The sequence below is a fragment of the Streptococcus sp. 29896 genome (assembly GCF_032594915.1).
In the GTDB taxonomy this organism is placed as follows: domain Bacteria; phylum Bacillota; class Bacilli; order Lactobacillales; family Streptococcaceae; genus Streptococcus; species Streptococcus suivaginalis.
On the sequence record NZ_CP118733.1, the window covers coordinates 1,371,885 to 1,396,252 of the forward strand.

22 protein-coding genes and 1 pseudogene are annotated in these 24,368 nt (G+C 43.8%); 4 read left to right on the top strand and 19 right to left on the bottom strand.

From position 1 onward, the window contains the following. Nucleotides 1-13: 13 nt before the first annotated feature. The 14 genes from PXH68_RS06320 to yycF form a co-directional block, all read right to left on the bottom strand. Entirely contained in the window at nt 14-391 is a 378-nt protein-coding gene (locus tag PXH68_RS06320) for a PTS sugar transporter subunit IIA (protein ID WP_205031770.1), read from the bottom strand. A 383-nt stretch (nt 392-774) separates the two neighbouring features. Then, nucleotides 775-1,158: a PH domain-containing protein gene (locus tag PXH68_RS06325; protein WP_172044294.1), complete on the bottom strand. Its 384-nt coding sequence runs from the start codon at nt 1,156-1,158 to the stop codon at nt 775-777. Between the two features lie 87 nt (nt 1,159-1,245). After that, nucleotides 1,246-2,847, bottom strand: a complete 1,602-nt coding sequence (locus PXH68_RS06330; RefSeq protein WP_248028747.1) for an ATP-binding cassette domain-containing protein — start codon at nt 2,845-2,847, stop codon at nt 1,246-1,248. 355 nt (nt 2,848-3,202) lie between these two features. Next, on the bottom strand, nt 3,203-4,747 hold the full coding sequence (locus PXH68_RS06335) for a peptide chain release factor 3 (RefSeq protein ID WP_105107860.1): 1,545 nt from the start codon (nt 4,745-4,747) through the stop codon (nt 3,203-3,205). Nucleotides 4,748-4,890: 143 nt separating this feature from the next. Next, the gene (locus PXH68_RS06340; RefSeq protein WP_248028748.1) at nt 4,891-6,252 is read right to left on the bottom strand and encodes a UDP-N-acetylmuramoyl-tripeptide--D-alanyl-D-alanine ligase; all 1,362 of its coding nucleotides are present in this window, start codon (nt 6,250-6,252) and stop codon (nt 4,891-4,893) included. Nucleotides 6,253-6,561: 309 nt separating this feature from the next. Further along, complete coding sequence (locus tag PXH68_RS06345; RefSeq protein ID WP_024407021.1) at nt 6,562-7,230, bottom strand: ABC transporter ATP-binding protein; 669 nt, start codon at nt 7,228-7,230, stop codon at nt 6,562-6,564. 9 nt (nt 7,231-7,239) lie between these two features. Further along, nucleotides 7,240-8,316, bottom strand: coding sequence for an ABC transporter permease (locus tag PXH68_RS06350; protein ID WP_248028749.1), 1,077 nt, complete (start codon nt 8,314-8,316; stop codon nt 7,240-7,242). Nucleotides 8,317-8,318: 2 nt separating this feature from the next. Then, nucleotides 8,319-8,696, bottom strand: a complete 378-nt coding sequence (locus PXH68_RS06355) for an OsmC family protein (protein ID WP_205031775.1) — start codon at nt 8,694-8,696, stop codon at nt 8,319-8,321. A 98-nt stretch (nt 8,697-8,794) separates the two neighbouring features. Further along, the gene (locus PXH68_RS06360; protein WP_248028750.1) at nt 8,795-9,841 is read right to left on the bottom strand and encodes a D-alanine--D-alanine ligase; all 1,047 of its coding nucleotides are present in this window, start codon (nt 9,839-9,841) and stop codon (nt 8,795-8,797) included. 81 nt (nt 9,842-9,922) lie between these two features. Next, nucleotides 9,923-10,519: a recombination mediator RecR gene (gene recR / locus PXH68_RS06365; RefSeq protein ID WP_014637682.1), complete on the bottom strand. Its 597-nt coding sequence runs from the start codon at nt 10,517-10,519 to the stop codon at nt 9,923-9,925. A gap of 8 nt (nt 10,520-10,527) precedes the next feature. Further along, entirely contained in the window at nt 10,528-12,600 is a 2,073-nt protein-coding gene (gene pbp2b, locus PXH68_RS06370) for a penicillin-binding protein PBP2B (RefSeq protein WP_248028751.1), read from the bottom strand. A 139-nt stretch (nt 12,601-12,739) separates the two neighbouring features. Next, nucleotides 12,740-13,543: an MBL fold metallo-hydrolase gene (locus PXH68_RS06375; RefSeq protein ID WP_205031778.1), complete on the bottom strand. Its 804-nt coding sequence runs from the start codon at nt 13,541-13,543 to the stop codon at nt 12,740-12,742. Between the two features lie 6 nt (nt 13,544-13,549). Continuing rightward, nucleotides 13,550-14,899, bottom strand: coding sequence for a cell wall metabolism sensor histidine kinase VicK (vicK, locus tag PXH68_RS06380; protein WP_202848346.1), 1,350 nt, complete (start codon nt 14,897-14,899; stop codon nt 13,550-13,552). Next, the gene (gene yycF, locus PXH68_RS06385; RefSeq protein WP_202848347.1) at nt 14,892-15,596 is read right to left on the bottom strand and encodes a response regulator YycF; all 705 of its coding nucleotides are present in this window, start codon (nt 15,594-15,596) and stop codon (nt 14,892-14,894) included. The genes vicK and yycF overlap by 8 nt, the downstream gene beginning before the upstream one ends. 175 nt (nt 15,597-15,771) lie before the next feature. On the opposite strand from yycF, the gene PXH68_RS06390 reads away from it, so the two are divergent. The 4 genes from PXH68_RS06390 to PXH68_RS06405 are packed head-to-tail and all read left to right on the top strand — an operon-like array spanning nt 15,772 to nt 18,770. Beyond that, nucleotides 15,772-16,533 carry an amino acid ABC transporter ATP-binding protein gene (locus PXH68_RS06390; RefSeq protein ID WP_202848348.1) on the top strand — a complete coding sequence of 254 codons (762 nt, stop codon included), beginning with the start codon at nt 15,772-15,774 and terminating at the stop codon, nt 16,531-16,533. Between the two features lie 10 nt (nt 16,534-16,543). Beyond that, nucleotides 16,544-17,383 (top strand): transporter substrate-binding domain-containing protein, encoded by an 840-nt coding sequence (locus tag PXH68_RS06395; protein ID WP_248028752.1) that lies wholly within the window; start codon nt 16,544-16,546, stop codon nt 17,381-17,383. Nucleotides 17,384-17,397: 14 nt separating this feature from the next. Then, nucleotides 17,398-18,096 carry an amino acid ABC transporter permease gene (locus PXH68_RS06400; protein WP_248028753.1) on the top strand — a complete coding sequence of 233 codons (699 nt, stop codon included), beginning with the start codon at nt 17,398-17,400 and terminating at the stop codon, nt 18,094-18,096. 14 nt (nt 18,097-18,110) lie between these two features. Beyond that, nucleotides 18,111-18,770, top strand: a complete 660-nt coding sequence (locus PXH68_RS06405) for an amino acid ABC transporter permease (RefSeq protein ID WP_248028754.1) — start codon at nt 18,111-18,113, stop codon at nt 18,768-18,770. A gap of 71 nt (nt 18,771-18,841) precedes the next feature. Here PXH68_RS06405 and thrS read toward each other — a convergent pair whose 3' ends face one another. The 5 genes and pseudogenes from thrS to PXH68_RS06430 form a co-directional block, all read right to left on the bottom strand. Then, nucleotides 18,842-20,791 (bottom strand): threonine--tRNA ligase, encoded by a 1,950-nt coding sequence (gene thrS / locus PXH68_RS06410; RefSeq protein WP_248028755.1) that lies wholly within the window; start codon nt 20,789-20,791, stop codon nt 18,842-18,844. 143 nt (nt 20,792-20,934) lie between these two features. Continuing rightward, nucleotides 20,935-21,310, bottom strand: a pseudogene (locus tag PXH68_RS06415) (nucleoside triphosphate pyrophosphohydrolase family protein). A 263-nt stretch (nt 21,311-21,573) separates the two neighbouring features. Further along, nucleotides 21,574-21,954 carry a hypothetical protein gene (locus tag PXH68_RS06420; protein ID WP_248028756.1) on the bottom strand — a complete coding sequence of 127 codons (381 nt, stop codon included), beginning with the start codon at nt 21,952-21,954 and terminating at the stop codon, nt 21,574-21,576. Between the two features lie 5 nt (nt 21,955-21,959). Further along, nucleotides 21,960-23,273 (bottom strand): glycosyltransferase family 4 protein, encoded by a 1,314-nt coding sequence (locus tag PXH68_RS06425; protein ID WP_248028757.1) that lies wholly within the window; start codon nt 23,271-23,273, stop codon nt 21,960-21,962. Then, a complete protein-coding gene (locus tag PXH68_RS06430; RefSeq protein WP_248028758.1) occupies nt 23,274-24,272 on the bottom strand; it encodes an LTA glycolipid anchor biosynthesis glycosyltransferase, IagA/BgsA family in 999 nt (332 codons plus the stop codon). Nucleotides 24,273-24,368: the final 96 nt, after the last annotated feature.

The window sequence follows — 24,368 nt, forward strand, 5'->3', positions numbered from 1 at the left end:
ACGTTTTACCCACTCACAAGCTTTGGATGGCATTTTTGCCATTGTTAACCAGTTTACTCACTAGTTCATCCAAATCAGAATTTAACTTCAAAAAATTCGCTTCCAACAACATAGACAGGTTTAGACCCGTCACCAAACGTGACTCCACATTTGGAAATTTCTCTTGTACTACTCCTATAGACTTGAAGGGAATTCCCACCATCAAGTCACTCAAAAACAAGACAGATTCTTGTCCTAAAACCGCTTGTTCTAAGGCTTCTTCCAGTTGTTTCACAGTCGTACCTTCACAGAAATCAATGGCTTGAAGTCCTGTATTGTCCCCCGTAATCAACTCTAAGGCCTGCAAAAATCCACTGGCTAACTGACCATGTGCGACTAGAATGATTTTCATGGTTCCCTCCATTTTCTAGTTTTACCGGTTAACTTATACCCTTATTGTAAGCTAGTTATCTTGCCTTGTCAATACTTTTTCAATATTTTCTGTAAGCGTTTCATTTCAAGTAACAAACTAGTTTTCTTTTGTATTGATTTTCATATACATTTACATAAATAAAGACAGTATTATAGAGCAATTCACAGGAATTTGTCTGTTGTTTACTATACAAAACAATCGATTTCTCAACCTGTTTACTAGCTGCCCATCCAGAAAAAAATCTAATCTGACTATTAGAATGGTTTGACTGGAAAGTCAAACCTTGTTATAGCTAGTATAACAAGCCTTTTTCAGCCATGGGGGGAAAATAAAAAAAACCGCATCAGCGATTTTTTTATTGCTTATTTGCCCAAGACTGCAGCGGCAAGGGCTTTTTGAATGGCGATAACACTCTTGTCACTCTTGAATTGGAGAGTTTCTGCTGGTTCTGCCGCAGAAGAAATCCAAATCTTCAGTTCAGCATCCATATCAAAATGACCGGAGGTTTCGACCGTAAATCGTGAAATCGAACGATAGGGAATAGACTTGTATGAAACCTTCTTGCCTGACATTCCTTGTTTATCCACCAGAATCAAGCGATACTCGGTAAAGACAATCAAATCGCGGACCAAACTAAAGGCCATTTCTACCTGTTCCGCATCCAGAAGGATGTCTGCCAACTCTTGCTCTACCTTGTCATTATTCATCTGCGAGGCATTGCCCATCAAACCTGAAAACAAACCCATTTGTTTACTCCTTTTTTGCTTTTCCTTAATTTTACCGAAAAATGTGGAATAAAAAAAGCAAAAACCCCAGAAGAGTTTTTGCTACTGTCAAACTGATAGATGGACCTGCTCATCAAAGAGGGCTAAAAAACTTTCCTCCTGAGAGTGTGTCACAACAATCACCAGTTTGTCCTTTATTTTCTCGAGACTATCTGCAATCAATTGTTCGCTTTGAGAATCTAAACCTGTTGTAGGTTCATCAAATAAAAAGACCTCTGCATCACGGTAAAGGGCACGCGCCAAATCAAACCGTCTCTCTTCCCCACCTGATAATTGCTGAGAAGAGGTCAAGAGAGTAGCAAATCCATCTCCCTGCCGATAGAACCAGTCCTCTAAACCAACTTGCCGTAAACAAACCATTGCTTTATTCTCATCTAAAGGCGCAAACAAGGTCAAATTATCCCCGATACTAGCTGTAAATAGATTGGTTTTCTGCGGTAGGTAGTAGATTTTCCGAAAGAGGGCAAGCTGATCCAGTTCTGCCAGATTCCTCTTATTGACCAGGACTCTTCCAGCTTCTGGTTTCTGAATCCCCAGCAAGAGGCGGAGCAAGGTCGTCTTCCCACTCCCGCTCTTGCCCAAGATAGCATATTTTTTATTGGCGTGAAAAAGATAAGAAAAATTCTCCACAATCAGATGGTCTTGATAGCGACAATCAATCCCTTCCAGAGCAAGGCTCGTAATGGATTCCTTCAAAACTGGCTTGGCAGCTTGACCTTCTTCCTTCCTATTTAAGAGACCTGTCAACTCCTCCACAACCGTCCGACTAGAAAGATAATCCGTCAGCAAGCCTGACATGGTTTGGATAGGACCTGCTACAGTTCCCATCAGGGTTGTCATAGCAATCAAATCCGAAATGTTCAGCAGACCTTGGAAGACAAAGATCCCTCCAATAATCCAGGAACCTGAATAGACTACGCTGCTCAAACTGTAGGAAACCGCATAAGTCTGGGATTGTTTTTGGGCAAAACGGTTAGCACGCCTAGTGTATTCCTGACTGGATACCGCCAGCTTTTCTTGAAAAACTGGCGTGATGGTGCTGATGCGGATAAAAGAGAGAGCTTCTACAAACTCACTAAACAAGGTGAGATAGGCATTCTTCTCCTCCTGACTGTCCTTAGTCACACGAGCTAAAATCCCCTTATTAATCACCGGAGCCAAAAATGGAATAAAGCAGAGCGCCAACATGATCATAGCCATGGTTCCTTGAAGGTAGAGAGCTCCAATCAAGGAAAAACTAAAGACTAATATGCTTGTCACCATGGATAGAAGCGGCGTTAGATAGGTAGTTTCTAAGATGTTCAGATGATGAACCAAGACATGGACCTTATCTGCCTGACTGTCTTTTGCTGCCTCTCCTAAGTCCTCACTCGCATAGACCATCACTAATTGATTGCGCGTCTCTTCCATAATCTGATTGATTACCTTAAACTTGAAATAGCGCGGCAGGTAATCAAAATAGCCATCACATAAAAAGAATACCACTGCAATCACCGAACTGGTCATAAATGCCTTTTGGTCACCAGATAAGGCCGCTTCCGAAACTCGCGCATAAATAAAACCCGTTGCCGCTAAAATCAGAGCATAGACCACCGACACAGCAATATAAGAAACTATTGCCAACTTGCATTTTCTAAGGTAGTAAAACAAAGTTCAGACCTCCAATCCATTTCCATTTATACTACTATAGTATATTATACTAATATTTTTTTTGCAATGATAACAAAATGAAAAAAAGCCAGGACTTGCCTGACTTATTATAGGATTGATTGGATTGACTGAAGACTGTTTCACTCCCCCGAACTGTTTCACTCCACTGAACCTTAGCCATTGGTAAGCCGTCTCCCGTCGGCTCTCATCTCCAACTAGAAAAGGTTCACTGAACCTCGACGCAGTAGGTCTCAGCCAATCATCCTTCACTTCGTTTGGATTCTTGGGAGACCCTTGCGGAGGTAGTGCGACGAAATCGAGTTTGCAAAGCAAACTACCGATTTCTGCACTACTCTCACATCTTCTCTTCCAACTCCACATCCGGATACTTGTCCGCAAACCAGCGGAGGGCGAAGTCGTTTTCAAAGAGGAAGACAGGTTGGTCAAAGCGGTCTTTGGCGAGAATATTACGACTTGAAGACATCCGTTCATCCAGGTCTTCTGGCTTGATCCAACGGACTGTCTTTTTACCCATTGGGGTCATGACCACTTCTGCGTTATACTCGCCTTCCATGCGGTGTTTGAAGACTTCAAACTGAAGCTGACCAACGGCACCCAGCATATACTCGCCAGTCTGGTAGTTCTTGTAGAGCTGGATAGCTCCTTCTTGCACCAGTTGCTCGATTCCCTTGTGGAAGGATTTTTGTTTCATGACGTTTTTAGCAGATACTTTCATGAAAATTTCCGGAGTAAAGGTTGGCAGCGGTTCGAACTCAAACTTGTTCTTGCCTACGGTCAAGGTATCTCCTACCTGATAAGTCCCTGTATCGTAAACCCCGATAATGTCCCCCGCTACTGCATTTTCCACATTCTCACGGGACTCTGCCATGAACTGGGTCACGTTGGACAGCTTGGCTCCCTTGCCTGTACGAGGCAGGTTGACCGCCATACCGCGTTCAAATTCGCCCGAAACCACACGGACAAAGGCAATGCGGTCGCGGTGACGAGGGTCCATATTGGCTTGGATTTTGAAAACAAAACCTGAAAAATCTTTGTTGAGCGGGTCAATAACATCCCCTGTCGTTGTCTTGTGACCATGTGGCTCTGGAGCAAATTCCAAGAAGGTGTCAAGGAAGGTCTGCACACCAAAGTTGGTCAGGGCTGAACCGAAGAAAACAGGTGTCAAATCGCCGTCCAAAATCGCCTGCTCTGAAAATTCATTCCCAGCTTCCGCCAAAAGCTCAATATCATCCAGAACTTGAGCATAAAATGGGTTAGAGCCAAATAACTTATCACCCTCATCCAAGCTTGCAAAACGCTCATCGCTACGGTAGAGTTCCAAGCGTTTGTTATGGAGGTCATAAAGTCCCTCAAAAGATTTCCCCATACCGATGGGCCAGTTCATGGGGTAGCTGGCAATGCCCAAGACTTCTTCCAATTCCTGCAACAAATCAAGCGGCTCACGACCATCACGGTCCAACTTGTTGATAAAGGTAAAAACAGGAATGTTGCGGTGCTTAACAACCTCAAAGAGTTTTTTGGTTTGGGCCTCGATACCTTTGGCAGAGTCCACCACCATGACAGCCGCATCCACCGCCATCAAGGTCCGATAGGTATCCTCAGAGAAGTCCTCGTGCCCTGGTGTGTCCAGGATATTGACCCGTTTGCCCGCATAGTCAAACTGCATAACAGACGATGTAACAGAGATACCACGCTGTTTCTCGATATCCATCCAGTCAGACTTGGCAAAGTTACCAGTCTTTTTCCCCTTGACCGTACCTGCTTCACGAATTTCACCCCCAAAGTAGAGCAACTGCTCAGTAATTGTGGTCTTACCCGCGTCCGGGTGAGAGATGATCGCAAAGGTGCGGCGTTTCTTGATTTCTTCTTGTAGTGACATGATCGTTATTCCTTTTTCTTTGGTCCATAGCAGAGCTGACTTCTTCTTTTACCCACCAAATCAAAAGAGTACAAAAAAAGAGAGCAACTACTGCAACTCTCTTATTATATCGGAAACACGATGAATTTTCAAATCAAGCTCATCTATGCTTCCAAGACTTCCACCACTTTTCCAAGATTCATGGAATTGGAACCTTTGAAGAGGATTTGATCTTTCCCTCCAAGGACTTCCTTGACTTGCTTCACCAGGTCTTCAAATTGGTCCTCTTCTACATTTTTCCTAAAGAAATAGACTTGTCCAATTGGAAACATCTGACTAGCCAGCTGGGCCAATTCTTCAATGTCCTGACCGTAGAAAATGACGGTGTCTAGCACATCAGGCGACAGGCTTAGAATCATCTGATTGTGGAGATCGACTGACTGGCTCCCCAGTTCTTTCATATCTGCTAAAACAGCGATTTTCTTGCCGCCTTCATTGGCTGGAATGCTGGAGAAGGTTTCCAAAATCAAGCGCATAGCCGTTGGATTGGCATTGTAGACATCGCTGAGAATATCTGCTCCGTTTGCTGCCTTCTTCCACTCGGTGCGGTTGCGGGTCAAGTTAAGACTGGCTAGGGCTGAGGTGATTGCCTCATCAGGCACACCCAAGGTCTTGCCCACGTAGCTGGCGACCATAGCGTTGGTGGCATTGTACTTGCCCGTTACAGGTAGGAAAATATCGCCGTCCATAAAGTTGACGGTGAAGGTCAGGCTATCTTTTGACTCGACCAGACTGGTCACCTGCAAATCAGCCTGCTCACCGAAGCGAATAAGTTCTACATGGCTCGGCAAGAGCTTATCCGCAATCGGATCAGCTGGGATCAGTAGCTTGCTACCTGCTTCCATTCCGTCCGCAATCTGTAATTTTCCTTTGGCAATCTCTTCTCGTGAGCCGAAAAATTCCAGATGGGCTTCTCCAAAAAGGGTAATAACTGATAGACTTGGTTTGGCAATTTCAGATAGGAGATGAATGTCGCCCAAGTGGTCCTGCCCCATTTCCAAGACCAGTTTTTCTGTATCGTCAGGCATATGAAGGACGGTGTATGGCAGACCAATTTCGTTGTTGTAGTTGCCTTGTGTCTTGTAAGTCTTGTAAGTCGTCGCTAGAACATCGTGAATCATGTCCTTGGTGGTCGTTTTACCGTTTGATCCTGTCACGGCAATGACTTCTACCCCTATTTTCTCTAGGTAGTAGGCCGCTAATTGTTGAAGCGCAGCCAAGCAGTCATCTACTAGGATGTGGGGAACATCAAGGCTGACTTCAGACAGGGTTACTGCGCAGCCATTTTCAAAAGCTACAGGAATAAAGTCATGACCGTCACGCGCTCCCTTAAGGGGAACAAAGAGGTCGCCAGTTGTGACGATTCGACTATCGAACTCGACCTTGTTGAGCGCAGTATCGGTATAAAGACTAATATCATTTTTTGCGCCCAATACCTGAGCGACTTCGTGTAGGGTTAATTTCATTGTTTTCTCCAATAAACTAGAGGCTGGGCTCAAGCCCAGCACCGTTTCTCAAAGTTTGAGTCAACATCTCAGCGCAGTGGTTGATTGGCAGATTTGTTCGTGTATCACACTCCAAATCTGACCTAACTACTGATGCGAACTGTGTTCGCTTTATTTCCAACCTCCAACTGTCTCCCTGACAGTTGAAGCTATGCGGGGGCGGGAGTAAAATAGTCCAGCGGACTATTTTAGCCCGAACCTACCGTTTGGAAGTGAGGGGAACTCTTCTTTGAATGTTTGAGTTCTTTCCCGCTCCCATTATACCACTTTTTATCGAACTTGAGTGAGGACGCCATCTTTCATCTCATATACCTTGTCACATTTTTCAATCATGCGCTGGTCATGCGTTACCATGATGATGGATTTGTTTCGTTCTTTGGCTTCCTTCGCTAATAACTCAACCACTTCAAAAGCACGATTACTATCTAGACTGGCTGTCGGTTCATCAGCAAGAATCAAGGCTGGATCATTGTAGAGTGCACGTGCAATAGCCACACGCTGCCGCTCTCCGCCTGACAAATCCTTAGGGAACTTGTTTTTGAGATGGTCCACACCCAATTCAGATAGAAGCTCGTTTCGCTTGCTCGGATCAGCTTTCTTATTGACCTTATCAACCAAGGTTAATTGTTTTTCGACTGTTAAAAATGGGATCAAATTGGAAGCCTGCAAGACAAAACCAATGTCCTTATAGCGTAATTTGGCACGTTTTTTCTCAGGTAAATCAGAATAATCCGATTGATTGATTAAAACACGACCTGTTGTCGGTGTTTGTAAACCACCTGCCAAGGTCAAAAATGTTGACTTACCAGAACCAGACGGTCCAATAATGGCAACAAATTCGCCTTCTTCAATGCTAAAATTAGTCGGTTTAAGAGCCGTAATGGTTTGACTGCCATCTTGGAAGGTTTTACTAATATTTTCAAAAATAAGTGTTTTCATAACAACCTCCTAAGATAGATTTCGTAATGGATCTACCTTAAAGATAGAACGTACAGAGAAACTAGCACCTAATAGGGCAAATACAACTAGTGCTAAGCCGATTGCAATATAGAAGGTCCAGTTATTCTCAAATGGAACAGCGCTTGGCAAGGCAAGGGATGACAAATAAGTTCCAGCCAATCCAAGGACGGTTCCCAAACCAGCAAGTAGGAAGGTTTGAGCCAATACAGAACCTGAAATATAGCCATTTGAAAGACCTTGAATTTTCATCAAGCCAAAAATCGGTGATTTCTGTGTTGTCAAAACAAAGATAAAAATACCAATCACAATGGCTGAGATGATAATCAAGAATCCTATCATAAAGCCAAAGGTCATATTTTGTGCCTTATATCCTGGCAGATTTTCAATAAAGTCTGCAATGGCAACTTTTTCCAGCTCATCTGGTACAGATGCGACATCTCCACGAACGACAATGGCACTGGCAAGATTACTCGTTGCTGCTTGTTGTTTATCAGCCTGCATCAATTCTGCAAATGCCGTAATGTCCATATAGACAACAGGCGCCACTCCAAAATAAGCATTGTCTGTATAACCTACAATGGTCACTTTTTCATCAGTTCCCGACAGATAGACTTCATCACCTAGCCCAAATCCTTCTACTTCTGACAAGGTTTTGTCTACAACGACTTCTCCCGTTTTTTTATACAAACGACCTTCTACAATATTTGGGATGATAAAACTATCAGGCTCAACGGCAAAGATGTTTACCTTTTCTTTTTCATCTGAGGTGGCATTTTCATCCACATAGGCAACTCCTGCCTGTTGGCGAATCAAGGCCTTGTTACCAGCGTCTAGCTGACCAAGCAAGGCTGTATCAATTTTGGATGCTGTTATCAAGCGATTGCTTTCTGAATTAAGCAAAACATAATCTGCCTGCCACTTGTCAACAGCTGTTCTATTCTCCTGCATGAGACCATAAGCCAAACCTGTCAGGAAAAAGACCAAGTAGGAAATCAGGATTAACAAACCCAAAATCAAGCCGTAACGTAGTTTGTTCTGTCGCATTTCTTCGATTGCTAAAAACATGCCTAGACCTCTTCCAACAGTCCAAAGTGGATGGCGAAACTGATGTCGTCACTCAAGAGCGCTTTTACCTTGCATTTCTGCTCCACATAGGCTAAGATGGCAGCCTGCTTTTCTTCCGAAACTTTTTCAGCCAATCGGATAGACACTTCGAATTGTCTATCTTCCAGCTGAGAAGAAACTTGAACTGGCATGGTGTTATTGCCTTCTTGGCTTGCATAATAGCCCTGCACACACATGGTCACACAGGCAGCCAAACCGATATTCACTAGACTAACCGGAGTCTCACCCTTCTCCGTCACCCCAAAGGTCCGAATCGGTTCACCATAACCTTGAGAAAGAGCCTGAAACAGACCTTCCCCTTTTACTGTTGTTTGATACATAAACACCTCCACATATTTGAAACCATTCTATTCCTTTTTGCAAACCTTTGCAAGAATGTGAACTAGAAAAAGATTGGAAAATATTCCAATCTTTTTCATTAAATCAAATGACTTTCGCGTTTTTCAAACATTTCCTTGGCCAAACGAACAAGCTCTTCAATCAAATCTGGATAAACCAAGCCCATATTATCCCAAAGGAGTGGATACATAGACCACTGGGTAAATCCTGGCATGGTGTTGAGCTCATTGAGGAAGATGTCTCCGTCTTCTGTCAGGAAGAAATCACAGCGAGAGAGACCACAACCACCGATAGCACGAAAGGCCTTGGTAGCATTGTCCCGCATAGTGTCCATGATAGACTCATCAATCTTAGCTGGGATTTCCATAGTAATCTTGTTGTCGATGTATTTGGCATCGTAGTCATAAAAAGCAACGTCTTTGACTACTTCACCAGGAAGTGTCGTTTTCACGTCAGCATTTCCCAAAAGACCAACCTCAATCTCACGCGCATTAACACCCTGCTCAACGAGGACACGGCTGTCATACTTGAAGGCCAGATCAAGCGCCTTACGCAAGCCAGCTAAATCCTCAGCTTTTGAGATACCGACACTTGACCCCATATTAGCTGGTTTAACAAAGACTGGGTAAGTCAATTTTCCTTCAATCTCTGCAATCTTATCGTCGATATTTTCACCCTCGATAACTGCCACATAAGGTACTTGGGAGATTCCTGCTGATTCAAGAACACGCTTGGTAGTGATTTTGTCCATAGCAACGCTGGAAGACAAGATATTGGTGCCAACATACGGCATACGAAGCACTTCCAAGAAGCCTTGGATCGAGCCATCTTCCCCCATCGGTCCGTGAAGGACAGGGAAGACAACCGCATTTTCTTCGTAAATATCGCTTGGACGCACTTGCTGGTTTGCCACAATGGTCGCATTGGTCATGAGTTTTTCATCAGCAGCTGGAGTTTGGGTAAATTCCTGCGTCTTAATAAAGTCCCCAGTTTGTGTGATGAAATAGGTTTTGACAAAAAATTTATCATAATTGATGGCACGCATGACGCTTTCAGCTGATAAAACGGATACTTCACGCTCTGCTGATCGGCCACCGTATAGTAAAATCAAGGTTTCTTTTGACATATCTTTTCCTTTTCTAATTCGAAACAACTATAGTTAGTATAGCATATTTTTTATCTGATGGGCGGACCAAGATCTCCTAAACTATAATTCTGTCCTGTTCTCAATGGCACGAAGGAGGGTGACTTCATCTGCATATTCAATGTCACTTCCGACTGCCAATCCTCGTGCCAAGCGAGTAACCTTGATTCCCGCTGGCTTTAGGACACGTGAGATGTACATGGATGTCGCTTCACCATCTGCTGTTGCATTTGTCGCTACAATGACTTCTGTCACTTCGTTTTCCATCAGACGAGTTAACAAGGTCTTTAAGTTAATATCATCTGGTCCAATGCCATTCATCGGGGAAATCAAGCCATGCAAGACATGGTAAAGACCGTGGTATTCTTGGATATTTTCCAAGGCTGTCACATCTCGACTATCTTCTACAATTAAAATGGTCGACTGGTCACGGCTGGTATCTTGACAAATACCGCAAGGGTCCTGGTCTGTCAGATTGCCGCAAATGGAACAATAGGTCAAATCTCTCTTAGCCGCCAGGAGATTTTTAGCAAATTCGTTGACTACATCATCTTCCATACCAATGGTATAAAAGGCTAGACGCGTAGCTGTTTTAATACCGATTCCTGGTAGTTTCGAATAACTGTCAATTAATTTAGCTATGGGAGTTGGATAGAGCATAAGCCTCCTTAATTCATTGGGTAAAGTGAATGGTATAGATTAATAATTTCTGTCACAATGGTTTTGCTGGTCGCAGAATTCAAGTCAGTCAAATTTGGTAGAACAACTGCAACAGCAATCTTAGGATTATCACTTGGTGCATAGGCCACGATATTGGTGTTGACCGCATCTAGGACCTGACCGCTGGCATCTGTAACAAAGGTTTCAGCAGTACCTGTCTTTGCACTAATGGAAACAACTGCTCCACTTGCAATAGCCTTACCAGTTGTATAGGAGTCCGTCCCATTGACAACATTGTAAAAACCTTCTTTCAGATAGGCCATATTTTCATCTGAAATTGCAACTTGATTGAGCTCCTTACCTTGGACTGTTTCAATCAAGTCCCCTAGTCCACCTGTGTCAGAGTTACCATAGATGCCTTCCACAAGGTGGGGAGAAATCCGACTGCCGCCGTTAGCAATGGTGGCAGCATATTGAGCCATTTGCATAGGCGTATAGTTGTCAAACTGACCAAATGAGTTGGTCAAATAATTAGCGATTGTATAGTCTGCTGGAACATAACCAGTTGACTCAACCGGCAGGTCAATCCCTGTCTCTACACCAAGCCCAAATTCCCCAAAGACCTTTCGAAGGGTCTCCATTGAGGTAGCCAGCTGGTCTGTCTCAGCAAGAGTCATCCCAGGAACATAGGGCTGGCCCAAGATGTTCAAGGCAATTTGAATCATGTAGGTATTGGAAGAGAATTCCAGAGCTTGAACAGCTGAGATGGAGCGATTCCCATAGGCTGTAAACCAAGATGTAATTGGATTTGAGCCGGCAAACTGAATAGCTTGGTCTGTCAGAACCTGATTGCCGCTTAAAACACCAGATTCCCAACCAGCTGTAATGGTGGCTGCCTTGACAATAGATCCTGGAACAAAGACATTGGTAATGGTTCCCAAGGCATTTTCAGCTACCTGATTGGTGGCACTATCATGGCTATAACCTGACATAGCCAACACTGCCCCAGTTGAAGGTTCCAAGGCAACTGCATAGATTCCCTGCGAATAAGTAGCAGAACCCTTGGCCAATTCACTATCAAAATGTTTTTTCAAGATAGCATTGACCCCATTTTGGAAGGCCAGGTCAATGGTCAATTTGATATTGTTACCCTTGCTTCCTTCCTGAATCGTTTCAATACTTTCGACATTACCATTTCGGTCCAGATTGATTTCTTTCTTTTCTCGGGTCCCTTGCAAGACTTCTTCATACTGCTTTTCCAAATATGCTGTACCGACACGGTCGTTGAGTGAATAGCCTTTTGCCAAATACTCTGCCGCATCTTCCTGGGGAAGTCCTGCCTGTTGACTGGTTACTGTTCCGATAATCGAAGCCAAGGTCGTCCCAAGAATAACCCTTTCCCAGCTGGTTGTGGTTGAAATCCCTGATAATTGGTCTTCGTGAGCTGCAATCAAGGCCACCTGCTCTGCCGACAAAGCATCTGTCACCAGATTCACCGTCTCAAAGAAGGATGCCCCATTCATCTGTGAATAGAGTTCAACTGCCTTTAATTCCTCATCGGAATACTGAAGCAGATTCTTGTCAAGACTGGCTACTGCATTGGTATAAATCACAGACTCGCTAAGGTTGTTTCCATCCGTATCATAGCGTTGATCGGACGGTAAGGCAGCAACCACTTGACGATAAATTTCTGGATCCGCCAAGTAATAATCTGCCTTGTCTCGTTCAGAAACTTGAACATCTGAAACCGTTACATAATCCAACAATTTTTGTGCAACTGTCCTCATTTCCAGGGCAGTCATGGTATTAGAGCGGGTAAAGGATGCTACCTGTTTCATTTCATTTTCAACCAAGGCTTGGCCTTTGGCATCATAGATTTGACCCCGAACAGAGCTAGTTGTAATCACTTTTTGACTGGCACTGGCCAATTTACTTGCGTAGTAATCCTTGTTGACCAACTGCATATCTGCCAAACGGCCAATCAAAACCGTAAATAACAAAATAACCGTTGCAAAAAGGATATTCAAACGATTGGGGATGACTTGGTCATCCCGCTTATTGTCATGTTTTTTCTTCGCCAAACTTTTACCTCATTCTAGAAAAGTACAGTTTTAATTATAACACAAGGACGACTGATTTTTCTATTTCCTCCTCACCTGCTTTCCGAAAAAAATTCCCGACGCTTGCAAAAAAAGAAGACCTCTACTGAGATCTTGTTTATTATATTTTGGTTAAAGCTGTCGCAGTATCAGGGGACGTATCAAAGACGTGGAAGTCTTTACCCACCCCTAAATCAGCCTGAGCCAATTGATTGACCATGGTCAAATGGGCCAATTCCTTGATATTGTTTTCCTTGGAAAGATGGCCAAGGTAAATTTTCTTGGTTTTATTGCCCAAGGAACGAATCATAGCATCTGCCCCATCTTCGTTGCACAGGTGGCCCTTGTCAGATAAAATCCGTTGCTTGAGGTTCCAAGAGTAAGAACCCGAACGCAGGATCTCAATGTCATGGTTGGATTCAATCAAATAAGCATCCGCATTTTCCACCAAGCCAACCATTCTGTCACTGACATAACCTGTGTCCGTCAAGAGGACAAAGGATTTGTTGTCCTTCATAAAACGGTAAAACTGGGGATTGGCCGCATCGTGGCTAACGCCAAAAGACTGGATATCCAAATCACCAAAAGTCTTCATGGCACCGAGTTCGAAGATATGCTTCTGGGCAACATCGATTTTCCCCAACTTGGTCTCCATAGCCTGCCAAGTCTCCTTGTTGGCATAAATATCCAAACCGTATTTTCGAGCAAGGACGCCGATACCATGGATGTGGTCGCTGTGTTCATGTGTCACAAAGATGGCATCTAAATCCTCTGGTTTGCGATCAATTTCTGCCAAAAGACTCGTGATTTTTTTACCGGAAAGCCCTGCATCAACCAAGAGTTTTTTCTTATCAGTTTCCAGATAGAAGCAGTTGCCGCTCGATCCCGAAGCTAAAATACTATAATTAAATCCCTGTCCTATCATAATCTCCTATTCTTCCTCAGTTGCTTCATCCCAGTCATCAAAACTGATATCCTTGCTATAAGGCAAGACGATGGTAAAGGTCGAACCATGACCATATTCACTCTTGGCCCAGATAAAGCCCTGGTGCTGTTTGATAATTTCTTTAGCAATCGCCAATCCTAAACCTGTCCCCCCCTGCGCCCGAGACCGAGCCTTGTCAACTCGATAAAAACGGTCAAAGATCCGAGGCAAGTCTGCCTTAGGAATGCCTAGACCTTCATCTGAAATTGACACAATCAACTGAGAGTCGGTTGTCTTCATGCTGAAGGTAATCTTGCCCCCGTCTGGCGAATACTTGATGGCATTGTTTAAGATATTGTCGATTACCTGGGTCATCTTATCTGTATCAATTTCAACCCAAATCGGTGTAATCTGATAATCACGGACAATGCTGTATTCCTTATCGGTTGATTGACTTTTCATTTGATCAAAACGGTTGAGAATAAAGGTCACAAATGCCGTAAAGTTAATCAACTCCACATCCATGGTCCCCACTTGGTTATCAATACGCGATAAACTCAAGAGGTCTGAAATCATTCGCATCATGCGGTTGGTTTCTTCCAAAGACACTTTGACAAAACTTGGGGCAACCGCCTCTGTCAAAGCCCCCTCATCAAGCGCCTCCAGATAGGACTTAACCGAGGTAAGAGGCGTTCGCAGTTCATGACTGACATTGGATACAAAGAGGCGTCGTTCTCGTTCTTCCTTGGCCTGCTCCGTCATGTCGTGTAAGACCACAACCAAACCAGAAATCAAGCCACTCTCACTCCTAATAGTCGCAAAATTAGCACGAAGGGTCAAAAATTCTCCATTTTCATTTGCATGCTCCAAAACAACCTCAGGCGTTTGGGCCAAGAGTTCTCGGAAGCTATACTTGTCACCTAATTCTAAAATCTCAATCAGACTGGCATTTTCCCCTGATTTTGCCGACAGTCCCAGTTGCTTTTGAGCCATATCATTGATCATAATGACCCGCCCCATTCGATCCGTCGCCATCACACCATCGCTCATATAGGATAAGATAGAAGAAAGACGTGTTTTTTCTTGGGTTAAATTGTCCTGGGTCAGGCGAATCACTTCTGACAGATCATTCAACGAATTGGTCATATCAGTAATTTCAGGGCTCCCTCTTAAATCCAAGACCTCTGAGTAGTCACCAGAAATCAAAGACTGGACCTTAGCATTGAGGAGTTTGATTTGCCGATTGTCCTTGTGGTTTTCCAAAAGCAGCACTGTCAAGGCGATGACAAAGCCGATGATGATCACAATAAACCAAAATTCTGCCGTTGTGATCAGATAACGTAATTGATTAATCATTTCCTTTTATATAGTAGCCTACGCCACGGCGAGTCAAAATGTATTCTGGACGGCTTGGCAAGTCTTCAATTTTTTCACGCAAACGACGGACTGTCACATCTACTGTACGGACATCCCCAAAGTAATCGTAACCCCAGACTGTTTCAAGCAAGTGTTCCCGTGTCATCACCTGTCCCAAATGATTGGCCAGATGGTGCAGCAACTCAAACTCACGGTGGGTCAATTCCAACTCTTTCCCGTGCTTTTTAGCCACAAAGGCATCTGGTACGATGACCAAATCACCAATGACAATTTCAGGAGTCCCCTGGTTGTCACTATCGACTTGGGTTTCAGACAATTCACTACGGCGTAAAAGAGCCTTGACACGCGCCTGCAATTCACGATTTGAAAATGGCTTGGTTACATAATCATCTGCCCCGATTTCCAATCCAATAACCTTATCAAATTCACTGTCCTTAGCCGACAGCATCAAAATCGGTACATTACTGGTCTTACGAATGGTACGTGCCACTTCTAGCCCATCTATTTCAGGCAGCATCAAATCCAAAATCACAATATCTGGAAATTCTGCTTCAAATCGTTCCAAGGCTTCTTTCCCATCGAAGGCTGTCACGACTTCATAGCCCTCTCTGGTCATGTTAAACTTGATAATATCGGAGATTGGTCTCTCATCATCAACAACTAGAATTTTTTTCATGTTAACACCTTTGCATACTTTTTTACTATTATACCAAAAACACTGACAGATGACACTTTACAAGTCTATGTCATATTTTGTGACATAGACAACATTAAATTGTCTGAAAATACTTGACTTTCATTTAGTCCAATGATAAGATGAGACATACTTATTAAAAGGACAGGAGAATACTATGGCCTTAGTTGAATTTAAAAACGTCAATAAATACTATGGAGACTATCATGCCCTCCGTGACATCAATCTATCTTTTGAAAAAGGACAGGTCGTTGTTTTACTTGGACCTTCCGGCTCTGGAAAATCAACCCTTATCCGTACCATTAATGGTTTAGAAGCAATTGATAATGGAAGTCTCGTGGTCAATGGCCACGATATCTCTTCTACTTCTATCAAAGAATTGGTTGCCCTTCGCAAGGAAGTCGGCATGGTTTTCCAGCACTTCAACCTCTACCCACACAAGACTGTGTTAGAAAATGTCACTTTAGCTCCCATCAAGGTCTTGGGAATTGACAAGGCAACTGCTGAAAAAACAGCCCAAAAATATCTTGAATTTGTCAACCTTTGGGACCGCAAAGATTCTTATCCTGCCATGCTCTCCGGTGGACAAAAGCAACGGGTTGCCATCGCTCGGGGCTTGGCAATGAATCCTGAACTCCTCCTCTTTGACGAACCAACATCTGCCTTAGACCCAGAAACCATCGGAGATGTTCTGGCCGTTATGCAAAAGCTGGCACGCGATGGGATGAATATGATTGTCGTGACCCACGAGATGGGCTTCGCCCGTGAAGTAGCGGACCGCATCATCTTTATGGCAGAGGGAGAAGTCTTGGTCGATACAACAGATGTCAATGATTTCTTCGAAAATCCAACTGAGCCTCGTGCCAAGCAATTCCTCAGCAAGATTATCAACCACGAGTCCGACAAGGTAAAACTCTAGGAGGCCGCCTATGACAGATAAGAAAATAAATCTCTTCTTGACCATCCGCCTCCTGATCATTAGTTGCTTAGCCCTCTTTTTCATCCACCAACCTGTCGCTCAGACAGAAACACCTGCTGAACTCTCGACTAGCGATCAAGTTCAAGCCATCATCGATAGAGGCGTGCTCCGTGTCGGAGTGAAACAGGACGTCCCTAACTTTGGATACAAAAACCCTGATACTGGTGAATTCGAGGGAATGGAGATTGACATTGCTCGCAAAATTGCCGATGAATTGGGTGTAGAGATTGAATTTACCCCTGTTACGGCACAAACTCGCGGACCGCTCTTAGATAATGGTCAAGTCGATATGGTCATCGCAACTTTTACCATCACTGAGGAACGTAAACTCCTCTACAATTTCACAACTCCTTACTACACAGATGCCGTTGGCTTCTTGGTCAATAAGGATAGTGGGATTAAGACCTTTACCGACCTAGATGGAAAGACAATCGGTGTGGCTCAAGGCTCCATTACACGTACCCTCATCTCTGAATTGGCAGACAAGTATGGTATCTCAGTCAATTTTGCAGAGCTTGGTTCTTATCCAGAACTCTCTGTCTCGCTACGCGCTCACCGTACAGACGCATTTTCTGTAGACCAATCTATCCTTTCTGGGTATATCAGCTCAAAATCTGAACTCATGGACTTTAGCTTCTCAGCTTCAGACTATGGTATCGTGACTAAATTATCCAATACGGAGCTTAACGACTACTTAAACAGCCTGGTTGAAGAATGGACAGCTGACGGTAGTCTTCAAGCCCTCTATGATGCCAATGGCCTCAAACCAGTCACAGAAACTGACGAATAGAAAGGTGAAATAATATGACAGTTTTTACAACTAGTCCTTACGCTTTGGAAAATTGGCTGTCCTACTTCAATGACTTCCCAATCTTTTTTCAAGGCTTTCTCTTTACCTTAGCCATTTCTGTCGGGGCCTTTATCATGGCCATGTTTTTAGGAATTGTCTTTGGTAGTCTCTCTTCAAGTAAAAATAAAGTTTTAAAAATCATCGCACGTGTCTATGTTGAATACTATCAGAATACACCGCTTTTGGTTCAGTTCATGATTGTTTATTATGGACTTCCACTGATTTCAAATTATGTTCTCATGCCATCCATCTACTGGACAGCTGTTATCTGCGTGGGCCTCTATCACGGTGCCTATATCGCAGAGGTCATTCGTGCAGGGATTGAGGCGGTGCCGACTGGGCAAACTGAAGCCGCACTTTCACAAGGATTTACTCAGTCTGAAACCATGCGAATCATCATCTTGCCACAGGCCATTCCGACCATTCTTCCACCTTTGACCAACCAAGTAGTAAACTTAATTAAGAATACGGCTACTGTTGCTATTATCTCAGGTGCAGATATCATGTTTATGACAAAATCTTGGTCTGCCATGAATGCCAACTACATCCCAGCCTTTGCTGGTGCTGCTTTCCTTTACTTCATCATGTGCTTCCCTGTTGCAAGCTGGGGACGTCGCATTGAAGAAAAGAATAAGTCAGCCTTTTCACACTAAAAGGAGGTTGAACGATGAATTATGTTTTAGAATTACTCAAACCTTCAACCTTCCAACTCTTGTGGAACGGCTTGAAACTCACTCTCTATATTTCCAGTATTTCCGTGGTCTTGTCTGTCCTGTTTGGTATGATTTTGGCCATCATGCGCAACGGAAAAAATCCAATTTTCAAGTGGATTGCAACCATCTATATCGAATTTGTGCGTAATGTGCCCAACTTGCTGTGGATTTTCACTGTCTTCTTGGTTTTCCAAATGAAGTCAACGCCTGCTGGTATTACTGCTTTTACCATTTTTACCACGGCAGCCATGGCCGAGATTATCCGTGGTGGTCTCAACGCCATCGGACCGGGCCAGACCGAAGCTGGTTTATCACAGGGTTTTACCCCAGTACAAATCATGGTTTATATCATCATGCCACAGGCCATTCGCAAGATGCTGCCAGCCATCATCTCGCAGATTGTAACGGTCATCAAGGACACTAGTTTCCTCTACTCCGTTATCGCTCTTCAAGAACTCTTTGGTGCGAGTCAAATCCTTATGGGACGTTACTTTGAAGCAGAGCAAGTCTTTGCCCTCTACATCATGGTCGCCTTGATTTACTTTAGCATCAACTTTGCCATTTCAAGCCTGTCACGTTATGTGGCCAAGTCTTGGGCGAGCAGTATTGAGTAAGATTTCTCCCAGCCACTCGGTTGGGATTTTTTGCTGTCAAAAAAGAAGCCCTTTTGGACTTCTTACTTTATTTATTCAGCTTCAGCTGGACGTGATTTGCGAGCAATATCTGCTAGGATATTGTCCACAAATTCTGCAACAGACTGAGTTTGCGTTGCCTTACTTCCGTAACGACGAACGTTGACTGCATTATCTTCCATTTCCTTGTCACCGACGATGAGCTGGTATGGAATCTTGCTGGTCTGGCTCTGACGAATCTTGTACTGCATCTTCTCGTTCCGCTCATCCACGTGTACGCGAACGCCACGGTCTTGTAATTCCTTAGCAACCTTCCAAGCGTAATCCAAATGAGCTTCCACAGAGATCGGAATCATAGTCACTTGAGTTGGAGCCAACCAAGTTGGGAAGGCACCCTTGTAGGTTTCAATCAAGATAGCTGTGAAGCGTTCCATGGTTGAGATAACACCACGGTGAATCATGACTGGGCGGTGCTCTTCGCCATCAGCACCGATATAAGTCAAACCAAAGCGTTCTGGCAAGAGGAAGTCCAACTGAATGGTTGACAGAGTTTCCTCGTTACCAAGGGCAGTTTTCACCTGGATATCCAATTTCGGACCGTAGAAGGCTGCTTCACCCTCTGCTTCAAAGTAGTCCACGCCCATTTCATCCATGGCACCCTTCAACATACGCTGGGCATTTTCCCACATCTCATCGTTGTCATAGTACTTCTCTTTGTCCTCTGGGTCACGATAAGACAGGCGGAAACGGTAGTCGTTTAGGTTGAAATCTGCGTACACATCGATAATCAACTGGAGAGCTTTTTTGAACTCTTCTTGGATTTGCTCAGGTGTCACGAAAATATGACCGTCGTTAAGAGTCATCTCACGCACCCGTTGCAAACCAGTCAATGCACCTGATTTTTCATAGCGGTGCATCATACCAAGCTCAGCGATACGCACTGGCAATTCACGGTAAGAACGCACATGGTTTTTGTAAACCTGAATGTGGTGAGGGCAGTTCATCGGACGAAGCACAAACTCCTCACCGTCACCCATGTCCATAGTTGGGAACATATCTTCATGGTAATGATCCCAGTGACCCGAAGTCTTGTAGAGTTCAACCGAAGCCAACGGTGGTGTGTAAACGTGCTGGTAGCCTGAAGCCAATTCCTTGTCTGTGATGTAACGCTCCAAGGTACGACGGATAGTCGCACCGTTTGGCAACCAGAATGGCAAGCCTTGACCAACTTCTTGGCTGATCATGAAGAGATCCAATTCCTTACCAAGTTTACGGTGGTCACGCTCTTTGGCTTCCTCACGCATTTGAAGGTAAGCCTTGAGGTCTTTCTTGTCAAACCAAGCTGTACCATAAACACGTTGCATCATCGGATTTTCGCTCTTACCACGCCAGTAGGCACCAGCCACATTGAGCAATTCAAAAATCTGGATACGGCCTGTTGACGGAACGTGTGGGCCACGGCAGAGGTCAACATATTCACCCTGGGTATAAATAGTCAAACCGCCCTCATCATCAGAGTGCTCGTGAATCAATTCCAGCTTATAAGGATCATTTTTGAAAATCTCAAGAGCTTCTTCCTTGGTCACCTCACGGCGTTCTGAAGGGAAGTTTTCCTTGACAATCTTCATCATTTCTTCCTGAATACGTGGCAAATCTTCATTTGAAATTTGACCAGCAGCATTGTCCGTGTCATAGTAGAAACCATCCTGAATAGCTGGACCAACCCCCAACTTGATATCTGGGAAAAGACGACGAGCCGCTTGGGCAAACAAGTGGGCAGCTGAGTGACGCAAGATGTCCAAGGCATCCTCATGGTCAGGCGTTACGATTTCAAGCGTACCGTCCTCTTCAATAGCACGAGTAGTGTCAATCAATTTACCATTGAACTTACCAGCAAGAGCCTTTTTCGCCAAAGACTTGCTGATGCTCTCCGCAATTTCAAAAGTAGTCACACCAGCTTGGTACTCACGAACAGCACCATCTGGGAAAGTAATTTTAAGCATAATATAAGATATAAAGGGCGTTAAGCGGACACAGACAAAATAGGAAACAGAATGACGACGCAAGTGTCTAGTTCTCGTTTATCTTTTTGGCCCAGTCCGTAGCCCGTATTCAGTTCAACCAAATACGGAGGCCCTAGTCCTTTCTATTTTTTATTTTTAATCCCCAATAACTCTTCTTTTTGAGTTATCAGGTTTCCATTCTTTTTGAATGTCAATATCCAGGCGGTCAGCTAATTCGATCAACCACCAGATATTTTCTGCCATTTTATGCTCCAAGGTATAGGGCGTTTCATCATAGTAACGACCCTGCTTGGTCATAATCAGGCGGTTCATATTGCCAATATCGTTTGTCCACAAGTCTTTATTTTAAGTTGTTGAGCTGAAACAGTCTATCCCCAGACTGTTTCACTCCTCAATGGACCACTCTTTGTCGTGGTGCTTGACCTCCAACTCTCTGTAAGCCTTGCGAATGGCTAGGCAACGGTCAATCGTTTCTTGTGGAATGCTGGTCAACTTCATCTCCTTGTTTTGTCAAAAAAGAAAATACGACGCCCTCACAAAAGGACGTCGTAACGTGGTTCCACCTTCATTCGCAGTCACGCTAAAAAGCCTGACTACCTCAGATTGGCGATAAGGGAACCACCCTTTTATGTTTGCATAAAATCATACCGAGTAGTGTCAATCCTATCCTCTATGTGCTTGCACCCACCGCACACTCTCTCAAAGATTTCCTAGAATTGATAAGTCTCTAAAAGCTATTATAACAGTCAAAGAATGAAAACTCAAGTATTTTTCTTAGAATTCCCACTCCGCTTCCAATTTCTAACCAAGATTCCAATATTAGACCCTAAAAAACCAACCACCATATAGGGAAGCACATAAACCTCCGCTCCTTCCGCATGTGGAAAAAACATGCTATCAACAGGTAAATACAGCAACCCCAAGACTAAAGGGAACCACCAAGAAAAACCATGTTTAGCCGAATAAATGGCGGAGATAAGTAAAATCAAGACAGGTTGGTAGACTAGCAAGAGGTTTATGATAAATCCCTTGATAATCAAGTCATCCAAAGGAGTACGAAGCATGATGATAGGCACTAGATAGTAAACCAAGCAGATAGGGAATAAATACCATACGAGTTTTCCACCATCCTTCATCATCATTCCTCCTAGTCAAAGAAATTGCGCACCGAACGAACCTGATCAACTGATTTTTTCAAAATCTTTACTGTACGATCCGAAGAAGTAACCAAAACCCTTCTTGGCAGAGAGATAGCTCCCTTAATCAAAGATTCTGCAACGGAATCCTCATTGATATGCTGTTTTCGAAAATCATGAGAAATTTTCAAATCCAGATAAAACTCATAGACCCGTCGTCCGAAGTTTGTGGAAGAGATTTCATACAGCTTCTTCTCTAAATGGAAGTCATTCATAGCTGGGGTCAACAAGATTGCATCTAAAACAGCATCTGCCAAATCAACCTCACGTTGATACAAGGTACCAAACATCTTATCCGAGATGACATTGTCCAAATAAGAATTGGCGTGAGCAATAATCGGTGTACCTGAAGCCAAGCTCTCTAAGAAAGTCAGCCCTTGAGTCTCACTGGTCGAAGCGGAAATAAAGAAGTCCGCCGCCTTATAATAAAGGGCTGTTTCACTCGGCGCAATCATGCCTGTCATCTGGATGACATCTGTCATTTGAACTTGGTCAATCAAGGATTGCAACTCTTCTGAGTATGGACCTCCACCGACAATGACCAACCTGACCTTTGGATTTTCCTGCACAATGCGTGGCATAGCCTTGACAATTGCTTGGATATTTTTTTCATGTGAAATTCGAGACAGACTAAGCAACATGGTTTCATCCGAAGCAATCCCCAAAAGTTGCCGCAACTCCGCGACATCATCCTGACTGATTTCTGGTCGATCGAACTTAACCAAGTCAATCCCCGTCGGAATCACACGTTTCTCAATCGGAATCTGGTATGTCGTCAACAAGTCATCCACGATCTCGCTTGGGCAAATGACCCCATCCAAATCACGGAAATAAGCTCGGACAAAATACTTGATCATACTTGGCCGAATCAGGCGCCCTTTGGCAATGTAATGGACATAATCTTCGTACTGCGTATGATAGGTATGAAGCACAGGAATATCTAATTCCTTGGCGATCATTTTCCCCAAAATCCCCAATGAAAACTCTGTCTGGGTGTGGATAATGTCTAACTTATAGCGCTGAGCGATTTTCAAGGCATCTGTAAAGCCAGCATAGGCCACCCGTCTATCCTTAAATGCAAAGAATGGGATACTGGGAATACGAATAATGTCCCAATCCTCATAGCGATTGACATCCTCATCAGTCGTCGTAAAGATAAAAACCGTATGCCCTTGCTTTTCCAATTCCGTCTTCAAGGTCCGAATAGAGGTCGCCACCCCGGACACTTGTGGAAAATAAGTATCTGTAAACAATCCAATCCGCATCTACATCTCCCTTACTCTCTCATAAGCTTCTACCAGCTGATTAGACACCTTGTCAATCGACCGACTGACCGCCACCTGATAGCCAGCTTCTCGTTTATCAACCTTCTTATCCAAGATTGCCTGCAAAGAGGTTACAAAATCATCAACTGAGCGTCCAAGTTCCACCTGGCTGTCATCAATCCATCCTTCATAAACTGGAATGTCCCTCAAGACCACATGTTGACGACTAGCCAAGGCCTCTAAAACGACAATTCCTTCTGTCTCCTCATAAGAAGGGAAAAAGAAGGCACTAGCAGCTGTCATAGCTCCTTGGTAAACAGCCCCTTTGAAATAACCTGGGAAGGAGACATTTTCTGGATGGTCTCCCTCAACAATTTTTCGAATATAGGATGGAATCATCCATTTATTGATGGAACCAAACCAGATGAACCGAACATGGGGCATCCGCTCTGCTACTTTAACAAAATCCTCAATCCCCTTACGTCGAAAATACAAGCCAGCCGAAATAACAACCGGTTGGTTTTCTTCAATGCCAAAATGCTGACGAAAAACTGCTTCCTTATGTGCATCTTGTTGGTACTTATTCAAGTCAATACCATTTGACACAGCTACAATCGGTGTCGTCACTCCATAGGACTCAATCAACTGTTTGGAATAAGGAGATGGCGTGATGATAAAATCCGCCTTTTGATACATGCTTGCTAGGTATTTCCCTACATATGGCGCCAAGACATTTGAGCCAATGAAGGAATTTTGAAAATCCTCTCGGGTCGAATGGCCATGAAGAATCACCTTTTTCCCACGACGCTTTGCAGCATGAAGCAGCAACCAACTACGTGGTCCGTAGGTGTTTATGTGAATCACATCGTACTCTCCCAAAAGATCCGTTGTATAAGGGATACCGGCCTTATCTAAGGCTTCCATCTGGTGTTGAAGGGCACGGCCAATTCCTGATTTTTCAAGAACAGTCTTACCTTCTAGGTATAACAAAACTTTCATAGTTTCATTATAATAGAAATCTGAAAAAAATGATATGGTCAACCTATTTTTTTGCAAAAGAAAAGAAGGGAGACCCCTCTTTTCTAATTAGAATAG